The 20,301-nt window shown below is 44.8% G+C and carries 12 protein-coding genes; 11 read left to right on the top strand and 1 reads right to left on the bottom strand.

What is annotated here, in order from left to right; all coding sequences use genetic code 11:
- The first annotated feature begins 10 nt into the window (after positions 1-10).
- The 3 genes from mgtE to K8S19_09360 are packed head-to-tail and all read left to right on the top strand — an operon-like array spanning position 11 to position 2,310.
- The gene (mgtE, locus tag K8S19_09370; GenBank protein ID MCD4813884.1) at positions 11-1,387 is read left to right on the top strand and encodes a magnesium transporter; all 1,377 of its coding nucleotides are present in this window, start codon (positions 11-13) and stop codon (positions 1,385-1,387) included.
- A gap of 36 nt (positions 1,388-1,423) precedes the next feature.
- On the top strand, positions 1,424-2,005 hold the full coding sequence (locus K8S19_09365) for a cation diffusion facilitator family transporter (GenBank protein MCD4813883.1): 582 nt from the start codon (positions 1,424-1,426) through the stop codon (positions 2,003-2,005).
- Positions 1,960-2,310 carry a hypothetical protein gene (locus K8S19_09360; protein MCD4813882.1) on the top strand — a complete coding sequence of 117 codons (351 nt, stop codon included), beginning with the start codon at positions 1,960-1,962 and terminating at the stop codon, positions 2,308-2,310. Before K8S19_09365 ends, K8S19_09360 begins: the two co-directional genes overlap by 46 nt.
- A 6-nt stretch (positions 2,311-2,316) precedes the next feature.
- Here K8S19_09360 and K8S19_09355 read toward each other — a convergent pair whose 3' ends face one another.
- Positions 2,317-4,122: a phosphatase PAP2 family protein gene (locus tag K8S19_09355; GenBank protein MCD4813881.1), complete on the bottom strand. Its 1,806-nt coding sequence runs from the start codon at positions 4,120-4,122 to the stop codon at positions 2,317-2,319.
- Positions 4,123-4,490: 368 nt separating this feature from the next.
- Here K8S19_09355 and K8S19_09350 point away from each other — a divergent pair, with 368 nt between their 5' ends.
- The 8 genes from K8S19_09350 to K8S19_09315 all read left to right on the top strand — a co-directional run bounded on the left by K8S19_09350 (position 4,491) and on the right by K8S19_09315 (position 20,260).
- Positions 4,491-5,510 (top strand): DUF1573 domain-containing protein, encoded by a 1,020-nt coding sequence (locus tag K8S19_09350; GenBank protein ID MCD4813880.1) that lies wholly within the window; start codon positions 4,491-4,493, stop codon positions 5,508-5,510.
- Complete coding sequence (locus K8S19_09345) at positions 5,507-6,016, top strand: rhodanese-like domain-containing protein (protein ID MCD4813879.1); 510 nt, start codon at positions 5,507-5,509, stop codon at positions 6,014-6,016. The genes K8S19_09350 and K8S19_09345 overlap by 4 nt, the downstream gene beginning before the upstream one ends.
- Positions 6,006-6,431 carry a DoxX family membrane protein gene (locus tag K8S19_09340; protein MCD4813878.1) on the top strand — a complete coding sequence of 142 codons (426 nt, stop codon included), beginning with the start codon at positions 6,006-6,008 and terminating at the stop codon, positions 6,429-6,431. The genes K8S19_09345 and K8S19_09340 overlap by 11 nt, the downstream gene beginning before the upstream one ends.
- A 192-nt stretch (positions 6,432-6,623) precedes the next feature.
- Positions 6,624-7,274 carry an RNA polymerase sigma factor gene (locus tag K8S19_09335; GenBank protein MCD4813877.1) on the top strand — a complete coding sequence of 217 codons (651 nt, stop codon included), beginning with the start codon at positions 6,624-6,626 and terminating at the stop codon, positions 7,272-7,274.
- 219 nt (positions 7,275-7,493) lie between these two features.
- On the top strand, positions 7,494-7,997 hold the full coding sequence (locus K8S19_09330) for a hypothetical protein (protein ID MCD4813876.1): 504 nt from the start codon (positions 7,494-7,496) through the stop codon (positions 7,995-7,997).
- A 41-nt stretch (positions 7,998-8,038) separates the two neighbouring features.
- Positions 8,039-8,380, top strand: a complete 342-nt coding sequence (locus tag K8S19_09325; GenBank protein ID MCD4813875.1) for a hypothetical protein — start codon at positions 8,039-8,041, stop codon at positions 8,378-8,380.
- Positions 8,381-8,472: 92 nt separating this feature from the next.
- Entirely contained in the window at positions 8,473-8,913 is a 441-nt protein-coding gene (locus K8S19_09320; protein MCD4813874.1) for a hypothetical protein, read from the top strand.
- Between the two features lie 76 nt (positions 8,914-8,989).
- Positions 8,990-20,260, top strand: a complete 11,271-nt coding sequence (locus K8S19_09315) for a hypothetical protein (protein MCD4813873.1) — start codon at positions 8,990-8,992, stop codon at positions 20,258-20,260.
- The last annotated feature ends 41 nt before the right edge of the window (positions 20,261-20,301 follow it).

The raw sequence follows: 20,301 nt of genomic DNA, 5'->3' as shown, positions 1-20,301 counted from the left end.
GGGGCGGCGGATGCAACCACTGGAACTGGATCACAAAAAAATTACGCAGATAAAAAAAGAGCTGTCCCGACTGTTGGACAGGGGACAGGCGCGTGAGGCCAAGCGCATGGTGGCGGGGCTTCATCCGGTTGATGCCGCCCGTGTGACCGCATTGCTGGCAGACGGGGAACGGCTGGCTTTGTTTCAGACGCTTAACAGCGATATCGCCGCTGATATTGTGGAACGGATGAGCGAGAACGAGCAGGTGGATGTGGTGAGTTCGCTGAATCCGGAGGTGGCTTCGGATATTATTGAACAAATGGATTCAGATGATGCGGCGGATGTTTTGGGCGACCTGCCCAAAGAAAAAACCGATGCTATTTTAGCCGCCATGCCCCGGACACGCGCCACCAAGACCCGTCAATTGATCGCCTATGACGAAGACAGCGCCGGCGGCATCATGGCCACCGAATATGTGGCATTGAAAGACTCTCTCACCGTGAGCCAGGCAGTGAAGCTCTTGCGGGAAAAATATTCCCGCCATGGAGATGAGCGGGCAACCTACGTGTATACAGTCACTCTGAAAGGGGAATTGAGCGGGGTGCTGCAAATGCGTGACTTGGTCACCCGGCAGCCCAATCAGATTATCCAAGATATTAAAATTCATGATGTCGCGTGTCTGCATGTTGATTCAAGCAAATATGAGACAGCCCAGATGTTCCGGCGTAACCGCTATTTGGCACTGCCGGTGGTGGATGGGACACAACGCCTGGTGGGTGTGATTACTGCGGATGATGTGGTTGATTTGATACAAGAGATCACGACTGAAGAGATGATGAAAATGCAGGGGGTTTCCGCAGATGAGACGCGCTCCATGCCTGTGATGTCAATGGTGAAACGGAGAGTCTCCTGGCTTTCAATCAATATTTTTTTAAATATGATTGCAGCGTCCGTGATTGTTTTATATACGGATACCATTAAAGCGGTGATTGCATTGGCGGTGTTTCTTCCTATTATTTCAGATATGAGCGGGGTCTCCGGGATGCAGGCGGTTGCCGTCTCTATCCGGGATCTGGCATTGGGAAAGACCAGTCCGAAGGAACTATGGAAGGTCCTGTGGAAGGAATCAAGGATCGGTTTTTTAAACGGCCTTATCTTGGGAACTGAGATTGGTTTTGTGGCGTATTTGTGGAAAGGTATGCCGCTTTTGGGTGTGGTGGTGGCGGTTAGTTTATGGCTGAATACTATTTTATCCGTTTGTTTAGGAAGTATTTTACCGTTGATCCTGAAACGTTTCAATTTTGATCCTGCCATTGCTTCCGGTCCTTTATTAACCACGGTGACAGATTTGATGGGTTTCTTAATTGTACTTTCCACGGCAACCATCATGCTTCCTTATCTTACGTAGGGGATGCGTCGTTTTTAAAAAGGATGTGTATCACAGATGAATGATGAATTGAAAATCCACAAAATAACCCTGGCAGGATTGGTGGTGAACCTTGTCCTGGCCCTGGTGAAGGCCCTGGTGGGGATGGTATCCGGCTCGATTGCTTTGATCGCGGATGCCATTCATTCGCTCTCCGATCTTGCCACAGATGGCGTTGTATTCATCGGGGTTAAATTTGGCGCCAAACCTGCGGATGACACCCACCCTTATGGACATGGTAAAATTGAGACCATGGCGGCCCTGGTGATTGCCGGGATATTGGTAAGCGCCGGTGCTGCGATTGCCTGGAAAGCCGGGCAGGCATTTATTGCTGCTTCGAGTGTGACGATTTCCTGGGCGGTTTTGGCAACTGCGGGGTTGTCTGTGGGTCTCAAAGAATGGCTTTTTAGGAAGACGCTCAAAGTCGCCCGGCAGACGCATAGCTCGGCATTGAAGGCCAATGCCTGGCATCACCGTACCGATGCCTTGTCATCCTTGGTGGTATTCATCGGTGCGGTCGCGGTGATGTGCTGGGCTGGCCTTATGGGGACCAAGTGGCCGGTATTTTTGTGGGGTTCATGGTGGCGTATGCCGGTTTGAAAATTGCGCTTGAGTGTTTTAATGAATTGGGTGAAGGTGCTGTGGACAAGGGCACTGAGGAACATTTGCAGAAAATTATTGGAAAACAAGCCGGGGTCGCTGCCTGGCACCAATTAAGAGCGCGCTGGGTCGGCCGGGGGATTGTCATGGATGTGCATATTTTGGTGAATCCCAAGTTGACGGTGGTGGAGGGTCATGCCATTGCAGAGCAAGTTGAAAAAGCAATCTGTACGGGTATGCAACGAGCTGTAAATGTCACGGTACATGTTGAACCCAACCTGCCGGAGGAAAGGGTCCGTCTGTAAACTGTTTTACGGCGATGTTTCAGGCGACGGGGTGGTTTCCAAAGGGGAGCGCGGTTTAAAATAGTTTTCATTTGAGATGTCAACCAATTCCGTATTGATCCATGCCGGCGGTTCGGGTGTCGGGGTGGGTGCCAGCATGATTTCCGAAAAAGCCTCATGTTCATCAGCCCAGCGCGTCGGTTTGGCAGTCGGCGTAGGCAAAGCAACCAAGGGCGCACCCTCGCCTTGATGCAGCTCCATACCGATTAGACTGCTGGAGGTTGCCAAAAATATTTCAAAATGCGGTTTCGCCATACCCAGCGGGCCGAAAACCCGGTTGCCGTCTTGCTTCCAGGCGCCTTTGGCACTTAATCCTGAACGGCCGTCGCCTTCATTCCAGACAAGATTGAGACCGCACGCCGGGCTGATGGTGCCTGTAAAGGCCACATCACCGAAACGAGACCAGCACCGTATTTTTAGTTTTTGCTTCGGCGCGTTTTTTTGTTTTGCTTCAAGAAAAACCATTCCCCGGTCATTTCCAATTTCCCAAACAGAGGCACCCGGATCAGCGATTTCTTCCAGAATAATGCGGATATCGCCTTTTTTAGAGAGTGTTTGGATGGGACCGGAAATCCGGGAACCCTCCCGGGCAGCCAAAAGGATGCCGCCTTTATTTGAGAGAATTTTAATCTCGCCCAAGCGTGACTTTTGGATCGTTTCATTGATGCGGATATCCCCGTCAGCTTGATCGCTGAAAATAGAGAGCCTAAGATTCTGGCGTACGGAAATGGAGATCCTGCCGGTCCGTTCTGTGGTCAGACGGTTAAAATGCAGATCGAGCCGGGCATTCAAGGTTGTACCCGCACGGTCTGTCAGGATTGCGCCTTTGAGATCCAGATCAGGAAATCCGAATCCGCTTAATTCAGCCTTGATCTTGATGGGCGCCGGCTGTTGGATTTGAATAATACGGATTTCTTCTTTGCCTCCCGGCAAAAAGAGGCGGAGCGAGGTTAAGCCTTCCATGGGTGTTGCTGTGCCGGTCCAGGTTTTATAATAGGGTGTTGCCAGCATAAAAAACACGGTTAACAGCGAGAGTGAAACACCCAGGAGAGTCCAGGCCAGAGCTTTTCTTTTTCCGGGAGGGGTATTTGGATCAGGCGCAGCTAAAAGCGAGGGTGAGAGCGGGAGCAGGACGTGATGCAGCATGGCGGCGCTTAAATAGGTAAGACCGCCTGACCATAAAATATCAGAAGCAAAATGTGCGCCTTGCGTCATCCGTCCGATACCCATCATCATACCGTAACCCAGACCGACACCCAGCCAGGTCATACGGACCTTTTTTCTTTGGGCGATAAAGTAAAGCGAGACAAGAAGAAATCCAACCGATGCATGTCCGCAGGGAAAAGATTTACCCCTCCCGGGAACACCGGGCTGAGAGACGCGCTGGAAAGCTCGTGAACCGTTGAATTCAACCACGTCGCGCGGACGGGGGCGTCCCCAATATTCTTTGCCCAGTGCGTTGACCAGCAGACCCGGTCCCAGCAGTAAGGTGAGCACAATTAAAGCTGCGCTGCGCCGCCAATTTAAAAACCGGGGCCAAAGCCAGGCGCCGATCAGGACAACGAGCGCACCGCCGGAAAGCAGCAGCCCGGGAAACGTGCCGCCCTTGTATAAAAATGCCCAGGGCTGTTTGTCGCCCAGAAACCAACCGGATTGATAAAAAAGCTTCTGCAGTGTCAGATCAAGATCAGTTACGAGAAACGGAATTGTCAGCACCCCAAGGATAATCATGGGGACCCAAATTTCCGGATGGAGCAGTTTTTTTAAGCGCATAGGGTTTCCTTTTAAAAAGCGTGTGGGGATTTTAACGTAAATCCAGGCGGCGGGCAATGGGAAAGTTGTTTTGAGAAACTTGCGAAAAAATTCAGTAACACTGTTGTCTGAGTTATAAAACATACGGTGTTCTATTCGCCCTAGGTGCTGATTTTTAAAGGAAAAAACGCATCACGCATTTTTCGGTGGATCAGCAGAGGGCGATATCGTCAAATCCGGCTCTAGCGTATGAATACAGTATCAGTTTTTCTTTAAAAATTAGCACCTAGGACGCTCCGGTTAGCTGCAGCATTTTTTAATTTGGACAAGAATGTCTCAATAAATGTAAGATGGAGCTGTTGACTGACTGATTGCAAAAGGAAGTGACTATGCGAAAAATAAGCAGCAATCGGATTTACCGTATACTTTTGATCGGGTGGCTGACAGGGATGGTTTGTCCGGCAGCTTCTGCCGATGATGCGCTGCCGTTTTTTTTAAAACAGCCGCTTTTTGAGTTTGGAGATGTTCAAGCCGGTGCGGTCATAGATCATGTTTTTGAAATTGAAAATCAATCCCGCCGGACGATCGTTGTTACGAAAGTAAAACCTGCTTGTGGGTGTACCACAATGGGTCAATGGGATGAAACTATTGCGCCGGGGCAAACCGGGAAGGTGCCGGTCAAGCTGGATACTGCGTATATGCACGGCAAACTCAATAAATCCATTTACATCTATCTGGCAGCGTCTCCGTCCGCCCCCCTGGTTGCCCAAATGGTAGGGTCGGTTTTTCTGGCCATTGCTGTCCGACCGGCGCAACTGCGGTTTTTGCCGGTGCGGGATAGAAAAAGTTTACAGATACTGAAGGTGCGCTTGACATCCAATCTGGAAAAACCGCTGCACGTGGCATTGGCGCAAAAAGGGCAGGGAATATTCCGGACAAAATTGAAAACGGTTCGGAAGGGCAAGGAATTTGAACTGACGGTTAAAACCAGACCTGATTTAAAGTTTGGTTGGAATAAGGAAGCGCTCTATTTGACAACCAATATTTCGGAACAGCCGCGTATAGAGATTCCGGTGTATTGTTATGTGCACAAACCGCTGGAGTGCAGACCGGGTGTGCTGACCTTGCCGCCGGGTAAGTTGAGGCATGATATTCAAAAAAGGGTTGTGGTATTAAATAATATACCCGGGAAATTTAAAGATCCCAAAATAGTTTCTTCGCTGCCGGCGGTTGCCATTCGCTGGGAAGCCACTCAACGGGAAAAAGAATACCGGCTCTTTGTCCGGTTCCCGCAAGGGATGATTCTGGAAAACGCAGGCCAAGCAGTCATTACGATAGAATTTCAACAGCGGGACGGGAGCTTGTATACCATGGAACTGCCAATAGAACAAATTCAGGGACAACGATGATCAACAGCCTCAAACGTTTTTCAACCACAGTGCGATCGGAATTGTTTAAAATAATTGTGCTGGTTGGGTTGGCGGGTGTACTGGCGGTTACGGCCAATGCTTTACGGACGGACCGGTTGGCCTGGTTTGGATATCAAACAGTTGCACGTACAAATCCGGCAATACTGACGGTCGCGGATGTGGTGCATGCCTACTATGCGGACAATGCTTATCTGGTTGATGTTCGCGCTTCAGATGCTTTTTATAAAGCGCACCTTGCTGCGTCGATTCATTTACCATCCAATGATTTTCAAACAAATTTTGAAATGGTTTTTGAAAAATTACCTGCCGAAGGGATGCTTATTCTCTATGGCGATGATCATGATTTGGAGGCCCCGGAAAAAGTGAGGCAGTTGTTGCTGGCACGCGGATTCCGGGCTGAAGATGTTGCGGTTTTTGAAGCCGGTTGGGAAGCATTGTCAAAACAGAAGGAAATTTCTGTTATCTCAGGAGCGGATGATGAATAAGCGTGTCAGGTCTGTTCTGCACGTGCTCATATCATTGGGGCTTGGGGCGGTGTTTATTTATTCCGGCAGCTTAAAAATACTTGATCCAACCGGATTTGCCCAGGCCATTGCCAATTACAAAATCCTGCCGGACAGTTTTATTCATGTCACGGCCCTTTACCTGCCTTGGTTGGAAGTGCTGTGCGGGTTGAGCATCCTGATTCCGCGCTGGCAAAAAGCCGCCATCCTCCTCATCAGCAGCATGGCTTTGGTTTTCATGCTTGCCGTAACATCTGCCATGCTGCGCGGTCTGGATATTTCATGCGGGTGTTTTGGCCAGGGAAGCGCAGCAGTTGGCATCCACACCCTTTTGATTGATACTGTAGTATTATCCACTTGTTTTCTGCTGGTGCTCCTCCGGAAAAAATCCATCTAAAATAAATCAGACACACCATATTTTATCCATAGTGCGTACTATCGATTGATAGTTAATCCTATCGTTTTTTTCTTTTTTTAAAAACGGCCATCCTGGAAAAACCTTTGAAAACAATGATTCCCAAAAACACAAAATTTGGCATGAAAATGGCATATATACCTGGCAGGAAATAAATACTGCCGGGGGTGGATCATGCGTACATGGGAATCTTATTCAGATCAAGAGCTTATTGAGCACTATCAGCACGGGATCACAGAAGCAGGAGCGGAAATTTATACCCGCTATCATCCGCGAGTCGTAAAACTCTGCACCCGGTGTTTGAAATCACGTGATGACGGTGAGGATGCAGCTCAGGAAGTTTTTTTTAAAGCCATTATGCAAGAAAAGATACTTACCTACCGTGGGGAAGCGCAGTTATGGTCCTGGATCAGGAAAATCGCAGTGAATGAATGTATGGCGATATACCGTAAAAAGAAACGAACCCGTGAAATAAAATTTTTAAATGATGAACAATTTGACTGGTTGGATCAATGCATCCCCTGTGATCAACCGGATCCAGAGCAAGTTTTTTTCAAGTGTGAAAAAACCGATCAATTACTTGCCATGGTTGGGCAACTACCGGAAAAATATCATGCTGTCATCAAAACGTCCTGTCTGGAAGAACATTCTTATAAAGAGACCGCCAGGGTACTGGGTATTCCGGTCAGGATCGTCGGGGTACATTTACATCGCGCAAAAAAAATACTGGCAAAATTGTTTGAAGAAAACGTTAATCACTCCCGGCAGACATTGCAGGTGAACATGAAGCAACCCGGGAACTTGACATACCGGATTGCCTGGTAGCTTTGTGATATCTGTTGGCAGTTGAATCAACCTCGGGGGGGGATCAAGATGCTATTGGAATATGTCAACTATGCGGTTTCCATTGAGATTGTTTGTTGCCTGTTCTTTATGACCTTCATGGTGCTGATCGGGCGCTGATTGCCAATTGCCGTAAAACACAAAATCGGTCCGGTCGGCAAAACATTTGGGAAAGGGATTTTACAGAAGGGATGTGCTGGGATGGATATTCGAAAATTGGCAACAAAATTTTTGGCAAAAGAAATTCTGTTTCAGAAGGAATTTGAAAACCTATTCAATTTTATCCATGACCGGCTTCCGGCATGGATGCGTCCTTATTATGCAGATGCATTTCAAATCGTGGCGTTGCGTCTTATGTCGAAAACCGTACAGATGCCATTGCGTGATTCAATGGCCTACCTAATGACTGCGGTGAAAAATGAATGTGTTAACCAGAAACGGCTTGAAGAAAAACATGCCGGATTGCCGGAAAGAGATGTTCCGGATGTGTGGTGTGAAGAGGAAAAAACGGAGATGTCGGTAATAGATCGCCTGCATGAAAATCTTGCCGAACTTCAAGAAAAAGATTTGCAATTACTTGCCCAGGTGTACTGGTTAGCTGGTTCCCGTCGGAAAATATCAAACTATTTGGATATTTCATTGAATACTCTGCGGCAACGATTGTTCAGGGTCGTGGCCGGATTGAGGCTCAGTATGGCGCAGTAGCCGGGAATAATCGAATGCTTGGAAAAAAAGGGGGGGCAATCATGAAATTGTGCAAACAACTGTTCACCAAAACCACCGAAGGTAAGCTCCTGATATCTGAGATCAAGGAAATTATACGGCTGGGGAGAAAGGACAACGATGATTTAGTTGCCAAAATGTTTTTGAGATTGTTCGAAGTACTCGAAGCGCTCATCAAAAGTGAAATGACCGGCAGCGAAGGCTTGGGCAGTGTCCTGAGCATCCGGTTGGCATTGGAAAAACGGGTAAAAGAAACATGCGGCGAGGACGCAGTGCGAATCCGAAAACTGGCGGATAAGGTTGATCAGTTTGTTATTGATGGATTGTTACTGCCGGAAGTGTCGTTATCTTCTGAAAGTGTGTAACGCCCAGGGCAGTTGCGCGTCTTACCTATAGGAACCAATAATTTTTTCAAACGTCGTGACATGAGAACATCAAATCATTTAAGGAGACAGCCATGAATCTACCGGAAAAATTCACTGAAAATGAGATCACGCAATTGGAGGCGCTGGTGCAGTCCAATGTGGGGCTTGATTTTGCCGCGCTTCCGCTGACCGGCCGGGCTCTGCCGAAAACAATTGATAAAAATAGCTGTACCCTCAAACAGGGAAGACTGGTGGAACTACTCAAGGCGTACCAGCGCCTCGTGCGCGTGCTGCCCGAGCCAAACCGGGATCTGGCCATCCCCATGCTCAGGCTGGGCCTGCATTCCGCGCTCCAGATCGCGGCCATGAAAGAGAAAGAATTCTGCACACTGGTTGAGCCGATCACTTCGGAAGATCCTGCAATTGCGCCCCGGATTCATAAAAAAGCCCTGCTCAAGCGCAGCCGGATGGTGGTCCAGTACATGGATGTCATGCAGAACAACGAACCACACGTCAAAGCGGCACGGGTTTAAGAATAATGAATTGTAGGGGCGCGATTCATCTCGCCCTCAACTGAAGGTATTTACCCAATCTTAGGAGGACAATATCATGAAAAATGATCAGGGATCAGCCAGCTATGATGAAATGTTTGGAGATATTGAACGCCATGAGGTAGATGAGGCCAGATCCGTTCTTTCACCGGCCGCTTATTTTACGGACTTGATGCTGCTCAAAGAGAAGACCAACCAGAAAAGCGAAGAGGATATTGACAAACGGCGTCCCGACATTAGCGCCATCCCGCTGGATTGGGAAAACACCTTTGATGAAACACCCTACCTGGATATTGTCAATGAAGTCATGGCCAGTAGGCTGGAAAAAGAGCTCAAAGAGGATCCTGTTCTTAAAGATAAAGACGCTTTTGACGTTTTGAAGGATCCAAATACAGTTTATCCCATGGCATCAATTTTTGACAAAGACTACACTGTGCTTCACCACATCCTGAAGTTTCATAAGACTGATGTTGTGGAACTCTACAAGAAAATGATCAACGCTCCGGATCCGGGACGGGTAGCGCGTGATTATTTGGCCATCAACCAGGTGGTCCAGAATCTCCTTATTGACAAAAATAGCACCAAGTCATCCTTGCAAGCCAGATGGGGAATCGATTCAACCAAGGAACCGCCCGAAGATGAACCAGTGGAAGTGTTAAAAGACGTCAAAACCATGCTTAATAAAACGGGTTTGGATTTCAAGGGTCTCCAAAAACTGCTCTATCAAAACCTTAGCCAGGATGAACTCAAAGCCGGCAAAGCTGGGGACTTTTTCATTAATGATGTCATCATGCAGGGCAATCCCCGTGCTGAAAAGATGGAAATCATTTATGAGAATACGTGTAAAAAAATATGGGAAAAGATGAAAAATCAGACTGCGGATTATCCAGTAGCTGACATGCTGATCACGAGTCCTGATGAAGAATACGACGGGTTAAGCGAGGATGAAATCCAGTCCCTGGCAGATGAATTTGACGTGTGCAATGATGAAAAATATGATCCGATGGAATTGGATATTAGTCAGGTTGATACAACTCTGACACGCCGTGCATATCGTATCAAGTTTCACTCATATAGAAATATCTTAGACTGGGCTTTGAAAAACCCAGTGACTATTTTATCGGATGAGCAACGAGACGATTATGTGGCCATGCTGGAAAAAGTCTATCAGACCAAGAAAATTATGGAATTGATGGATGTGACCACGGATTCATCCGGATTTTCGGCAGAAGTTAGTAGTATTTGGAATTCTTTCAGAGATGATATGGAAACCTCATTGGTTCGGGACAATTTGGTGGAGGAACTTCGCAGAGGACTGACAATTGATGAAATTACAACATTGGCAGCGGAATACGGATTGTTGAACAATCCGGTATTGTCAATGACCACAGTAGCACCCGAAGGAACAGAGACGGATATCGAGAAATGGCATGCAAAGAATATAACGCTTTCAGAATTACGGCTTAGATTCAGATTGCGCCAACTAATACTGTCTTTAATACATGCAACAAATTACACAGGAATCACTTTGACCACCCAAACTGAACTTGATGATTATATGCAACCCATTGAAAATTTGTTTTTTTATTCGTCTGCTGACTATGCTATGGCATGTTATGACCTCTATCAAAAAAAGTATAACAGTATTTTAGTGGCAATGGGTGGGACTGCCGGAACGATGGGTCCATATGATGCGTTGCCAGTAATTGACTCGGAGTTTTATTATTTAAAGGAAGATAATGATGTTGTGAAATTGATGAATGATTATAGGCTTACTGAATATTTTGATAAACAAACACTCTCCAGTAACCATGGAGCGGCAGTTCAATACTGGACTTCTTTGAAGAACAAGCTTACGAAAATGGAATACAGTATTATGTTTCATTCCAGACGAGTAGTTATGGATTTTGCCATAGGGACTGGCTATGAGTTTTCAAGTGACCAGGAATATTCACGCTTTTCTGCCATGCTTGAAAGTATATATGGTTTTGAACCAAGTAATATTGAAATGCTTCCGTTGCAGACTAATCTTCTACTTGATCAAAAATATAAAAATATTTGGGTGGAGCTGGGTGTTCAAAGAAATTTTCCGAGTGTTGAATTGCCTGAGACTTCTGTGGATGAAAATGAATTGATATTGGATACGGCCGTAGAAGTAGAGGCATTTGCCAATGAATATGATCTTTGTAATCAGGATAAATACGGCGCACTGTATTTGACAAATACGGAAATAGGTGATCTGGTCGGCTCAACGAAAACCCAACTGCGTGTCAAGTTTGCCTATCGTGCTCAAATCTTAAATGATTCAATTAAAAAAAACATAACCATTTCATCAACTGCGGAATTGGTGGTGTTGGTTGGAAAAATGGAAACAGCATACGGTGAAAAGCATAACTCTGACAACACCTTAAAAAGCGCGTTTGCGAATATCTATTCTCCGATCTGGAATGTGGCGACCGCTGTCAATGATCCGCTGTCTGATCAGATACTCACAATAGATCCTGATGAAAATTATAAAGGCTTGACTGTTCATGATATTAAGCGTGTGGCGGATGAATATGCACTACAGGACTGGCTGCTCTATCCTCTGGATGCGTATGACATGATGAAGTACTACGCTATGGATTTAACGAAAACAGAAATGAGAATCAAATTAAGCTGCCAAAATATCATCACAAAATATGCTGATATAACCGGATATAAGATCTCAACAAAAGAGACGATGGACTATTATGCAGGGTCGTTAGAAAACTACTATTCAGTTACTTTCAAAGATCCCAATAGTTTTGAAACGCTGGAAAATATGTTCAATCAGGCATATAGGTTAGTGTTGGAAAACTTGGTATCGCCAGACCCGCTACCAGATCCGCTAGCAACCGCTGAAATGGCAGTGTTGGACATGGCGGAAGATTTCTGTGGATATGATGAAACTGCTATTAATGGATTATTGAGTGACTATACGCTAACAGAAGCGTCTCCAAACCATAGCAAAGCGTATTGGCTGGATCAACCGCTAACTCTGACAGAATTGCGCATAAAGCTTCATTCGCGAAAACTGATATTAGAGTATGTTGAAAATAATAGTTTGGCCGTTCCAACCACGGAACAATTGGATGTCTTATCCGAAAAGTTGGAGAATGTATACGATTATGGCAAATATGGATTGACCACCCAGACAGATGATATACCGGAAAAATTCAATGAAAAACATCGCCGACTCTGGATGAGTATGGGTGGCGGTTATAATCAACATGCAACGGCTGTAATGCAGGAAATCTCCCGTGATGAACAGTATACACGATTAACAAAAACTGAAATTCGAGCATTGGCAGATGAATATGGATTTGAAAAAGACGCTATGGACGGCGCTATCTCAGATGATTTAGTTACACAATGGTATGAAGAGGGAATAACAGGGGCTTTATTGCACATCAGACTTTATTCGCGGGATATGATTGCGAATTTAGCAAGCGATAGCTTATTTGGAGAAAGTGTGCATCAAAATCTCATTCGATATATTGATGAATACATGGAATTGCTGGAAAGTTCCTATCAAAACCAAGAGGAGTCCTATATTTGTATAAATAATTATCGGAAAGATATTATCGCGAGTATTCATCTCGATTTATTAAATAGATTTATTTTGCTAAACAAAATTAGCAAGTGGAGTCCTGAAGAAAGCGACTTGATATTGCGGACAGCTTTCCAAAAAACACTTGATGATGAACTGGTTGTTAAGCATTTGGCTGTCATTCGATATTTGCAAAATAAGTTAGAACAACCAGTGGACGTGGTGTGCGCTTTCTGGGCGGACATGAAAGACTGGGGAGAAGGTTCGAAGTCCAAACCGGAACATCTATTTTACCAGGTCTATGACAAAGGACACGATCTGTCCATCCGGGAAGAACCAGATAAAAGCCTTGCGAATCTGCATATCCGCAACCGAATTCAAGGCAGTTTGGGGATGAAGGCTGAGGAACTTAACGTTTTAACTACAGCCTTAAATCTCTCGGCGGATGTTGATCTTTCAAAACTGACTTTGCTTTATCGGTATGCCACGCTTGCCAAAATCTATAAACTGGATATGGAGGAGCTCCTGGTATTGTTGGGTGTGCTGGACCAGATCTGGGCCTATGAAGCGGAAAATCCCATCAAGCCCTACTTGCCCATGGATTGGCAGGTAACCACCCTGGATTGCCATGAAATCCTTTGCCAAACAGGGACAGTAGATGTGGCATCCGTACTATGGCTGCTCCAGATTATTGTTAGCACTATGGATTGGTTGAAAAATATGGGATTGTCTGTGGGCCAGCTGGCCGCCTTGCACTCCAAAACCGTAATCTTGGGTGAGGAGGGATTCTTGTCTTCCAAGGATATCAAGGACATGATCGCAGAAGTCAAGACTCAATTGGTTTCACAAAAGGTCACTGCAACCCAGTTTGAGACTTCGCGCATGGACGCTGAATTTGCTGGGAAACTTTTTGAGGATTTACAAAACAGTGCTAATGATTGTTTGGATACAAACGGACTTATGCTGGATGTACCTGGCGAATTTGTTTTGGAAGGTATTGTCCGAGCGAAGTTGGAAAAGAAAATTATATTGACCCCCATGAATTTCACAGAAATGGGGGATGAAACTCGGTACGAGGAAATGCTCATTCAGTTGGAAACACTTCAATATACTGGTGAATCCTATGAGGAAGATATTGACGGTGATTCAGACCCGGAGCAGCTGGCGGAATTGATGGAAGCCGGTAGGAACTTTTTTAGCGATGCGGATAACCGCGATGGATTTACTTTAACTGGTTTCAACGCGGCGGAATGTCTGATGATCTTTGATGCAATTGCAGAGATGACAGCGAAGCTTAAGCAAGAACTAAAAGAATATGTGGAAGAAATCCAGGCGATTCTGACCGAGATGAGGGAACAGCAGGAACAGGCTTTGTTCAGTGTCCTGGAAAGTTATTTGGATCTGGATATTGCCCGACTTCGGTTGCTGAGCCAAGAAGTATATTTAGCTCAGGGAGAGAAAAACAGTCATGTTCTCCATGAAGTGGCGACGCCTATTTTAAACATGGCGGATGATGCGGAAATTATACCGGATGAAATTAAAAATTATCTGTTTTGCTTACAACAGTTTGTATTATTGGGGAATAAAACATCTTTGAATACGAACCAAATGGAATTGTTGATTGTCAAGCAAAATTACCGTGCCATTGATCCCATGGATGGGAATCCCAATATTTTAATCAATGATATTGTGACATTTGAAAATTTTAGTGAATTAGTCAACACCTTTAATTCCAAAGAGTATTCCATTCTTGATTTTTATAAGGATGCGGAACAGACAGATGCCTTGTTGAGCCGGGCGACTGGATGGGAAGAGATGCAAATTAAAAAACTGTTTTGGGCGCATGTGCCCGATGATTACAATTCCGATCCCAGTGCGCCGGATTACGATCCAGATTATGACCCGGCGGTGAATGTGGCTACACTCAGCGATCCTCCGCTAATTGGTTCCGTGAAAACAATCAAAGAAATGAAGGATATTATCGAATATTGTCAAAAAATCGGTATTACTGATTTCACCATGATCGATAATGTGTGGCCTGAAGTTTATGGGGAGCATCCCAATATTCAAGCGGCCAACAATATTCTTTTAGACAGCTTGAAATCAAAAATCTCGGATAAGGATTGGGAACTCGCGTCCAGCGAATTACACAATGCTATGAACAAGATCAAACGGGATGCCTTGATGCCTTATTTGATCTACAAACTGGGATATGAAAACAGCCGCGATCTCTATGCAGAACTCTTAATTGATGTGGAAATGGGTGATGAAGCCGCGACTTCCCGGCTCAAAGAAGCTATTGCATGTGCCCAGCTCTATTACCATCGTACGTTAAACAATCTCGAGACGTGGGAAGCTAGCGAAGCTAAACTGAATGACTTGAAACGCTGGTGGGGATGGATGAAAAATTACCGGGTCTGGGAAGCCAACCGCAAAGTCTTCCTGTATCCGGAAAATTACATTCGCCCCGAGTTACGCAATAGCAAAAGTCCGGCTTTTAAGGCTTTGGAAGAGGAATTATTACAAACCGATATCACCGATACGGCTGTGCAGACAGCATATACGAATTATCTGGAAGGATATGCTACTGTATCCAGCCTAATTATTTCCGGAGGAAGCGTTTTTACCAAAGGTGATGGAACGCATGTTGTCATGCTCGGGTATGCTCGTACTGATCCTATCCAATATTTCTATCGCATCGGCAAAGTTCCTTCCAATTCTGTTGATCCCATTGCATGGGAGCCGTGGCAGGAAATCAGTATTTTGATTAATTCTGAAAAAGTATATCCAGTTTATGCATTCAATCGGTTGTTTGTATTTTGGTTGGAGCATCGGGACATAAATGATACTAAATTTGGATTAGGGGACGATGAAAATCCGGAAAATCAGGATAATGAAACGAAGATTAATTACAATCCAGTAATTCAATATACTTATTACAATATGAATAAAGAATGGAAAGCGCCACAAAAACTGATTGAAGTCGCCCAAGTTATGGATAAAGAGAAGGGCTATGAGAAAATTACGGTGGATAATGCCAAATTCTATGTTGCCAATCCTTCTGAGAGTGATGAATATGATACGGAAGAATATATTTATATAAAATACCAAGGGGACGAGGAGCTTGATTTGTTCGGACGAGTAACATCGGAATTGGTCTATGAGAAAAGTACTCAAACAGATAATGATAAATTCACTACTGTTGCATTTCCTTCCGATGTTTTGGGTTTTGAACCGGATAATCCGATTCAATGGCAAGCGAAATTTGATAACTATCTATCGCCGCCATGGTTTAGTTTTGATATGAAGGGCGGGAACTTTTTGTGCAAGACAGATAAAACGTCCTCAGATGAATTGGTGATTGAATCAGGGACGCCGTTTACTGAAGTTGCGGAAATAGATGCAGCCTTCAGAAGCCTGAATAGGAATGAAAACAAATATATTACCCATGTCATTTCCGGAGATCAATACTATCAGTTCAATGACGATAAGTCGCTACGATCTCAAGAGAATGTCAATGCAAAATGGGGAAATATCAATATTCTTGAAGAATCTTCTGAACAATTCGAAACGGCATTTATCTTGGATGAAAAGATCAATATAGTTTCAACAAATTATCAGATGTCTTATGAATCATTTGCAAACGGCAATGATGAAATATATGAAGACGCACAACTCAAGTCTCAATATGATGTGCCAACAATATTAGGCGATAATTACGATAGTATCATATGGGAAAATTTTATCGGAGTTATTGTTGCCGAAAAAGCATTCGTATTTAAAGGGAAAATATATTTAATTAATGAAACTGATAAACAATATACAGGAAAGTTTGTTGATAATAATTTGCTTAACGAACTGCCATTTGATGGAGTAGATGGAGCGCTTGTGAAGGATGGATTGTTATATTTAGCCTATGCAGGACAATATTGTACTTATCAAAACCCGGGATGGGGTTCGCCAGTGAACCTCAGTTTAGGGGATCTATGTGGCACAGCATTATCGACAGTCAAAGCTGCGATTCAAATTGGCACGGTTTGGTACTTTTTTGATGGAGTAAATTATGCTAGATCTGATAATAGTTATACCGCTGAAACTATTGCTGTAAAATGGGGTAAAAACGATAACTTATTAGCCGGCAACGATATAACTGCTGCCTTTGTGGATGGGTCAAACGGACTCTATGTTTTTCAGGGAAATAAATACCTATTCTATCGTGATGTCAATAACCGTTTTCCTGATGAGTTTCAATTACTAAGCACACCTGATGGATGGATGGAAAAAGGTATTTCTGTGACGGCCGCCATTCGTATACCCGGGGACCAAAACGCCAGAATATATTTGTTTAGCGGAAATAAATATTATGCCTATTTGGAAAATGAAACAGGTGATATTGCCATTGACGGTGATGCGGCAACTTGGCCTCGTAAACTTGAGAAACGCTGGGGTAACTTACCAACGAGCTTCAATGATTCTATTCAATCTGCGTTTTATGTCGGGGAAGATCTATATATTTATAGAAAAAAAGATGCGACCCAACAATATATTTGTTATGCCTATGACAATAACTTTTCGTTTGATGAACAGAATTGGCCCTTTGAATTACGGAATGCAAAATATCAAATTATCCGCCTGACTTCAAATACAGCCCAAAAGTTAAGCCAGAAATTGTTAGCCAATGGTATCGATGGCTTGCTGGCACTGAGTTCCCAAGAGTTGGATGAATTGCCGCGATTTACGTCTGATGCGAGCCAGGGCAGTGCTGTTGATACGATTTATTATAATCCTGATAATGTGGCCAGTGTGCCAGTAAGTGATCAATTGGATTTCCTGAGTGCCAATGGTATTTACTACTGGGAAATCTTTTTTCATACCCCCTATTTAATCTCGCAAACACTGAATACAGCACAGAAACATGATGAAGCCCAGAAATGGTATCACTATGTCTATGATCCTACACATAAAACGGTTTCAGTTCCTTTCGAGAATATTAGTGTGTTGGGTACCTTGGATGAAAAATATGGATACAACGAAAGCACCGGTAAACTGAGTCTGACCGGTATCATGGGAGTGGAAGAAAGAGATGTATTTATCACTTTGTGCGAAGAAGCAAGTATCACGGAAAGCAAGAAAGAACAAGCCATAGCCGCTATTGTGGAATTGTATAAACGTTCCAACATTTACTATTTCTGGAAATTTCTGCCATTTCACCAGGATCCGGTAGCGTATACATTCCAGTCGCAATATGAAAGCTATCAGGAAGATCCCTTTGACCCGCATGCCATTGCAGCCCTGCGACGGATCGCCTATCGTAAATCGATTGTTATGGCCTATATTGATAACCTCATGGACTGGGGTGATAAGCTTTTCACCCAATACACCCGGGAAACCATCAACGAAGCGCGTATGCTTTACATCCTGGCTTATGATTTATTAGGCGCCCGGCCGGACTATACTGCTGAGAAAGCGACCATGCCCACACAAAATTATTACCAACTCTATACAGAGCTTTATCCTGACAATTGGCAGGCCACTTTACTGGCGTTGGAAAATTCACCGGTGAACAATAGCCTGCCGGATAAGATGGTTGCGATTCCTGGATTGCCGAATGATGATTTTGTAGCACGCGGTTACTTTGTGATCCCGGAAAACGATTTGTTTATACAATATTGGGACCGCGTCGAGGATCGGTTGTATAAAATTCGGCAATGCCTCAATATCGAGGGTGTCAAGCAACCTTTGCCTTTGTTCCAGCCACCCATTGATCCCATGGCTTTGGTTCAGGCCGCTGCCGGCGGTGGTGGGTTTGCCGCTGCATTGGCTGATCTCGGCGCGCCGGTTCCGCATTACCGGTTCAATGTGATCCTGAACAAATCCCGGGAATTCGCAAGCCGGGTGATCCAGCTTGGCGGATCGCTTTTAAGTGCCTTGGAGAAAAAAGATGTTGAGGAAATGAGCCTGTTGCGCAATACGCAGGAAGGTAAGATATTGGATATGACCTTGGATATTAAAAATGATCAACTAGGAAATGCAGAACAAACAAAGCTTTCATTAGAAAAAAGTCTGGAAAATGCGAAAGAGCGAGAAGTCCATTATTTGGGACTTATCGATGAAGGGCTTTCGAATTATGAAACAGCTCAATTGATTTTTATGACTCTATCGAAAGGGTATTCAATAGTAGCGCAAATAATGGATATTGTAACATCAATAGGTGGTTATATGCCTCAGGTAGGCTCGCCATTTGCGATGACATATGGAGGAGAACAACTAGGGCGGGGATTGACGGGTATGAGTAGTTCATATAAAACCTTATCCAGCATGATGGAATTTGGGAATGCGTTAAGTTCCATGTTGGGGGGATGGTATAGAAGATCACAGGAATGGGAACTTCAGGGGAAATTGGCAAGTCATGATATAAATCAAATTGAGCATCAAATTGAGGCTGCTGACAAACAGGTGGAAATTGCTCGGAAAGAAATTAATGTCCAGGAAAAGCAGATCAAGAACAATGAGGACATTGACAGTTTCCTGAAATCCAAATTCACCAACAAACAGCTCTACCAATGGATGATCAGCAAGATCACAGGCATTTATTTCCAATCCTACCAGATGGCCCTGGGTCTGGCCAAGGCTGCTCAGAAGTCCTTCCAATTTGAGATGGGATTCAAAGCCAGTGAGGTCGATTATATCAAGCCGGTCTATTGGGACGGACTGCGCAAGGGATTGCTGGCAGGCGAGCAGCTCCAATATGACCTGGATCGCATGGAAAAGGCCTATCTTGAGAAAAACAAGCGTCGTTTTGAGATTTCTAAGACCGTCTCCCTGGCAGCGCTTGATCCTTTGGCTCTGGTCAAACTCAAGCAGAATCGGGTCTGTGAATTCGATCTCACAGAGCGTTTGTTTGCCCAGGATTTTCCGGGCCACTATTGCCGCCAGATCAAGACCATCTCCATCTCTTTCCCAGCCATCGTGGGGCAGTACAAGAACCTCAATGCCACGTTAACCCAATTGACGCATCGGACATTGATCGAGCCTGACCATGTCGATGGATTGCCATACCTGATTACGCCCGGCGAAGGCCAATCCATGCCGCTTTCCATTCGTGCGGATTGGCGGCCCAATCAGCAGGTTGCGCTCTCGCGCGGGGAAAATGACAGCGGTTTGTTCCAGCTCAATTTCCAGGATGAACGCTATCTGCCTTTTGAGGGCACGGGAGCCATCTCCACCTGGCGGCTGGAGCTCAATGGCGCGCTGGGGGTCATTGATTATTCCAAGATTCAGGACGTGATTATCAAAGTGGAATACTCAGCCTTGCAGGGTGGTGGTGATTTTGCGACTGCAGTGAAAGGATTTTTGGAGACTGGAGTTGACGAAGGTTATGGCCTTATTTTGCTCAAACAAGCCTACAGTGACGCATGGAACCAGTTTATGCTCGATCGTGAGCAAGGCATTACCTTTACCATTGATCCCAAATATTGTGCGAATCTTAATGGCAATAAAGAAATATCAAGCATTTATCTCCAATATGATCAGCCGGATGAACCCGCAAATGATTTGAGTAGTGTGACCATGACACTTGAATCAAATGCAAATTATGTTTTGGAACATGGCAAAACAATCGAAACGCCAAGTTTGACTGTTAATGCAGATGAAACATGGACACTAAAGCCGCAGGATGGACATGAAGATGATTTTGCGCCGGAAAACATCCGCAACATTGCTTTGATTGTGTTTTACGAAACAGAGGTTTCCTTTTAGCTATATCGTACGGGCGGGGTCGTCCCGTCCTGTAGGGGCGA

Source organism: bacterium (assembly GCA_021108215.1).
Lineage (GTDB): Bacteria > Oederibacteriota > JAAXVQ01 > JAAXVQ01 > JAUVAV01 > JAIORK01.
This window is presented reverse-complemented; position numbering and strand designations above follow the sequence as displayed.

What these genes read in the sequence shown, in the direction of transcription:
- K8S19_09335 (MCD4813877.1), top strand. Translation starts at nt 6,624, where the DNA reads ATGCGTACATGGGAATCTTATTCAGATCAAGAGCTTATTGAGCACTAT.
- K8S19_09325 (MCD4813875.1), top strand. Translation starts at nt 8,039, where the DNA reads ATGAAATTGTGCAAACAACTGTTCACCAAAACCACCGAAGGTAAGCTC.
- K8S19_09330 (MCD4813876.1), top strand. Translation starts at nt 7,494, where the DNA reads ATGGATATTCGAAAATTGGCAACAAAATTTTTGGCAAAAGAAATTCTG.
- K8S19_09315 (MCD4813873.1), top strand. Translation starts at nt 8,990, where the DNA reads ATGAAAAATGATCAGGGATCAGCCAGCTATGATGAAATGTTTGGAGAT.
- K8S19_09350 (MCD4813880.1), top strand. Translation starts at nt 4,491, where the DNA reads ATGCGAAAAATAAGCAGCAATCGGATTTACCGTATACTTTTGATCGGG.
- K8S19_09355 (MCD4813881.1), bottom strand. Translation starts at nt 4,122, where the DNA reads ATGCGCTTAAAAAAACTGCTCCATCCGGAAATTTGGGTCCCCATGATT.
- K8S19_09340 (MCD4813878.1), top strand. Translation starts at nt 6,006, where the DNA reads ATGATGAATAAGCGTGTCAGGTCTGTTCTGCACGTGCTCATATCATTG.
- K8S19_09345 (MCD4813879.1), top strand. Translation starts at nt 5,507, where the DNA reads ATGATCAACAGCCTCAAACGTTTTTCAACCACAGTGCGATCGGAATTG.
- mgtE (MCD4813884.1), top strand. Translation starts at nt 11, where the DNA reads ATGCAACCACTGGAACTGGATCACAAAAAAATTACGCAGATAAAAAAA.
- K8S19_09365 (MCD4813883.1), top strand. Translation starts at nt 1,424, where the DNA reads ATGAATGATGAATTGAAAATCCACAAAATAACCCTGGCAGGATTGGTG.
- K8S19_09320 (MCD4813874.1), top strand. Translation starts at nt 8,473, where the DNA reads ATGAATCTACCGGAAAAATTCACTGAAAATGAGATCACGCAATTGGAG.